We start from the raw sequence: 3,951 nt of genomic DNA, 5'->3' as shown, positions 1-3,951 counted from the left end.
GGCTACTCCTCAGGATCCGCCTCCGAGCCGTCCAGAAACCAGAAATGCGACGTTGGGCCGTGGCCGCTCCCGAGCGCCAGGCCGTGCCGGATCGCCTGCTGCAGGTATCGCCGCGCTCGCCCGACGGCGTCCTCGAGGTCGAGACCCCGCGCCAAGTTGGCGGCGATAGCGCTCGCGTACGTGCAGCCCGTCCCGTGCGTGTTCGGCGTTTCGATCCGCTCCTCGCGATACAGCGTCTCGCCGTGTTCGGTGAGCAGAAGGTCGACGGCGTCGGTTTCGTCGTCCAAGTGCCCCCCCTTGACCAGCACGGCCTTCGGCCCGAACGCCAGGATCTGGCGGGCCGCACGACGGGCGTCCTCGAGGGTGCGGACCTCGAGGCCGGTCAGCCGAGCCGCCTCGTGTGCGTTCGGCGTCACGACGTCGGCGAGCGGGATGAGCCGGGTCGCGACCGTGGCGACGGCGTCGTCGGGAAGCAGCGGGTGTCCGCCCTTCGACACCATCACCGGGTCGACGACGATCGGCGTCAGCCTAAGCCGCGTCAGACCCTCCGCGACGGCGGCGACGACCTCGGGCGAGGCCAGCATCCCCGTCTTGACCGCGCCGACCGGGAAGTCGGCCGCGACCGTGTCAAGCTGAGCCGTCACGAACTCCGCCGGCACGTCGTAGACACCGGAGACCTCCTGGCTGTTCTGGGCCGTCAGCGCTGTGACGACGGACATCCCGAAGACGCCGTGCGCCTCGAACGTCTTGAGGTCGGCTTGAATACCGGCGCCGCCGCCAGAGTCGGAGCCGGCGATGGTGAGAGCGGTCGGGATCGTGCGTGCCAAAGGTCAGTCCGGGGCGAGTGTGGGAGGGAACGAGGTCGGCGACCTCGAGGGCGGAGCAGTCTACGCGACGGCGTCTAGGAACTGGCGGACGGTTTTGGTCTCGTCCCACGCGAACAGGAGCGACGAGATCGCGGCGGCGCCGTGAGCACCCACCAGCCGCGCGATGCGGGCGCGGGGCGGCGTCATCCCACCCAGGGCGAGAACGGGGATCTTCGCCCTCGAGGACGCCAGCCGGAGCGGGTCGATGCCGGCGGGGACCGCGTCGGGATGCGTCCGCGTCTCGAAGATGGGCGACAACGTCGCGTACTGAGCGCCGGCCTTCTCGGCCCGCACCACGCCCGTCGCCGAGTGCGCCGAGACGCCGACCGGACCGGCCACGCCGGCCTCGAGGGCGGTCTGCAACGACGCGCCTCGCCACCCGACGTGGAGTCCGACCTCGAGGTCGAGCGCCACGCGTAGGTGTCCGTGGACCGACAAGACGATATCAGGCCGGATCTCGCGGAGGTCCCTCGCCATCGAGGTCGCGACCTCGAGGAAGTCGTCCCCGCTGGCATCATGGTCACGCAGCGAGACCCACGGAACGCCGGCACGGACGAGCGCCATCGCACGGTCCCGAATCGCTTGGGCCTCGAGTTCGACCCGGCCCGACGCGAACCCGTCCGCGACGAGAAGCAGCCTGGGCAACGATCCCCCTTGCCTCTCCCCTCTTCCGCCTTCCCTATTACTCATCGACCTCGATGCGGCCGTCGTCGGGGGTCGACGCCTGCGCGTACAAGCGGCGCGTGATCCGGCCGGCGCGACGGGCTAGGCGGCCGGCTTGGACGGCGTGGCGGATCGCTCCAGCCATCAAGGCCGGGTGCTGGGCGCCCGAGACGGCCGTGTTGAGCAGGACGCCGTCGTAGCCGAGCTCCATCGCGCGCGCGGCGTCCGAAGCCGTTCCGATCCCGGCGTCGACGACGAGCGGGACGTCGGGGATTAGCTCGCGGATGATGCGGAGGGCGTATGGGTTCACGAGTCCCATCCCGCTGCCGATGGGCGCGGCGAGAGGCATCACGGCCGCACAGCCCATATCCGCGAGCTTGCGGGCCGTGATGGGGTCGTCGCCGCAGTAGGCGAACACCTCGAACCCGTCGGCGACGAGCTCCGAGGCGGCGCGCAAGAGCTGGACGGCGTCCGGGTAGAGCGTCTCGTCGTCGCCGATGACCTCGAGCTTAACCCAGTCCGTCTCGAGCGCCTCACGCGCGAGCTGCGCCGTAAAAACGGCCTCCTTCGCCGTATAGCATCCGGCGGTGTTGGGCAACAGGCGTAAGCCTCGGTCCCTCAGAGCACCCAGCAAGGTCTGCCGGTCCGCGCTGGCCTCGAGGTCGACGCGGCGAACCGAGACCGTCGCGACCTGGGCTTGGGACGCGTCCATCGAGTCTAGGAGCGACTGCAGGCTCGGGTAGCGGCTCGTGCCGAGCAGCACGCGGCTGGTCAGCTCGACGCCGCCGACGGTCCAGATGTCGGCCTCGAGGGTGGTAGCGGGCGCGCTCATCCGCCCTGAGCCGCCGTGATGATCTCGACGCAGTCTCCCTCGCCGACGGTCGTCGTCGGCCAGTCGGCGCGGCGGACGACTTTGTCACCTACGGCGACGGCGATGCCGTGGACCGCGGGGTCACGTCCCAAGAGGGTCAGAAGGGCGTCGAGGGCGAGAGGTTCGGAGACCTCCCGAGGCTCGCCGTTGATGGTCAGTGTGGGCACGTGCGCTACGAGAATCGTCGCGGCGAGAACGGGGCCAAGAGCGGCGCTGTTTCGGTGCGCCCGTCCAAGAACGCGTCGACCTCGAGGGCGAGGCCGTCGGCGGTGACGGGCGCGAGCAGGACGCCGTGGCGGTAGTGACCGGTCGCGTAGAAAACGCCGGGATGCGCGCTCTGCCCGAGCAGCGGTCCGTGATCGCGCGCCGCTGGTCGATGCCCCGCCCAGGTCTCCAGCACCTCCATCTCCTCAACGCCGGGCACGACCTCGACGGCGCCCTCGAGGAGCCGGTAAAGTCCGCCGGCCGTCACCATCGAGTCGGTCACGCCGTCCTCGCTCGTCGCTCCGACGATGAGCCGGCCGTCTGCTTTGGGCACGAGGTACGCGTCGGGGCCGCGGACGACGTGCTTGAGGTCGAGTCCCCGGTCGGGATCGAGCCGGAGCGCCAACGCCTGCCCTTTGACGGAGCGGATCGGCAAGGCGGGCTCGAGACCTAGCAGCCCGCTCCCCACGCCCGCGGCGACGACGACGGCCTCGACCTCGAGGACGGACCCCTCGAGGACGACGCGGGGCGTCTCGCCGACCTCGATGCGTTGCACTACAGCGTTCTCCCGGATGGCTCCGCCGGCCACTTCGATGGCGCGACGCAGGGCATGGAGGACGGCGCGGTTGTCGACCTGGTGGTCGTCCGGCGCGAGCACGGCGCACGGCAGACGCGGCGAGAGCAACGGCTCGATCTCGGTCGCCTGGTCGCCGGACAGCCACTCGACCGGCGCTCCGTGCTCTTTCTGAAACTGGTAGAGCCGCCGCAATGCCCGAGCGCTGTCGCGGTCGTCGGCCACGACCAGCGTCCCCTCGTCCCGGTAGCCGACCTCGAGGCCGGACGCAGCTTCTAGGCGATGGGCAAAGCCGGGCCACCGGGCGACGCTGTCCCGGCCGAGCGCGTACAGGTCGAGCTCTTCGAACCCGATCTCGGCGGCCGGCGCCAGCATCCCCGCCGCCGCGAACGACGCGCCGCGGCCGGTCTCTCCGGCCTCGAGGACGACCACGCGACGCCCGCGCTCCGCCAAGGCCCACGCGACGCCTAGGCCGGCGACGCCGCCGCCAACGACAGCGATCTCGATGTCCGTCTCGCTCACGAGTCCCGATCTTGCATCGTGCAAGCTACCCGCCCTCGATGAGACGTCCCCGCCCCTCGGTCCAACCTCGAGAGTCTGTACTGAGCCCGCCGAAGGAACGCACATGAGCACGCCCACCGTCATCGTCGGCGCCGGGCTCGCGGGTGCGTGCGCGGCCCTCGTGTTGAGCCGGACGCGACCGGTCGTCGTCCTCGAGGCCGAGGCTCCGGCGTCCGGTGCGACCTCGGCGGCCGCAGGCTTGGCGAACCCGT

The 3,951-nt window shown here is 70.9% G+C and carries 6 protein-coding genes; 1 reads left to right on the top strand and 5 read right to left on the bottom strand.

What is annotated here, in order from left to right:
* Positions 1-2 precede the first annotated feature (2 nt).
* The 5 genes from thiD to thiO are packed head-to-tail and all read right to left on the bottom strand — an operon-like array spanning position 3 to position 3,700.
* Positions 3-827, bottom strand: coding sequence for a bifunctional hydroxymethylpyrimidine kinase/phosphomethylpyrimidine kinase (gene thiD / locus WBA11_RS04875; RefSeq protein WP_424519597.1), 825 nt, complete (start codon positions 825-827; stop codon positions 3-5).
* A gap of 60 nt (positions 828-887) precedes the next feature.
* Positions 888-1,511 (bottom strand): thiamine phosphate synthase, encoded by a 624-nt coding sequence (locus WBA11_RS04870; protein ID WP_424519596.1) that lies wholly within the window; start codon positions 1,509-1,511, stop codon positions 888-890.
* A 37-nt stretch (positions 1,512-1,548) separates the two neighbouring features.
* Entirely contained in the window at positions 1,549-2,361 is an 813-nt protein-coding gene (locus WBA11_RS04865) for a thiazole synthase (protein WP_424519595.1), read from the bottom strand.
* Positions 2,358-2,567 carry a sulfur carrier protein ThiS gene (thiS, locus tag WBA11_RS04860; RefSeq protein WP_424519594.1) on the bottom strand — a complete coding sequence of 70 codons (210 nt, stop codon included), beginning with the start codon at positions 2,565-2,567 and terminating at the stop codon, positions 2,358-2,360. Before thiS ends, WBA11_RS04865 begins: the two co-directional genes overlap by 4 nt.
* A gap of 5 nt (positions 2,568-2,572) precedes the next feature.
* Positions 2,573-3,700 carry a glycine oxidase ThiO gene (gene thiO, locus WBA11_RS04855; RefSeq protein ID WP_424519593.1) on the bottom strand — a complete coding sequence of 376 codons (1,128 nt, stop codon included), beginning with the start codon at positions 3,698-3,700 and terminating at the stop codon, positions 2,573-2,575.
* Between thiO and WBA11_RS04850 the strand changes: the two genes are divergently transcribed.
* The coding region (locus WBA11_RS04850; RefSeq protein ID WP_424519592.1) for an FAD-dependent oxidoreductase at positions 3,684-3,951 on the top strand (268 nt) is incomplete at its 3' end. The genes thiO and WBA11_RS04850 overlap by 17 nt on opposite strands.

The organism is Rubrivirga sp. (assembly GCF_049648075.1).
GTDB lineage: Bacteria > Bacteroidota > Rhodothermia > Rhodothermales > Rubricoccaceae > Rubrivirga.
The sequence above is the reverse complement of the archived record's forward strand: the minus strand, read 5'-3'. Positions and strand labels throughout refer to the sequence as shown.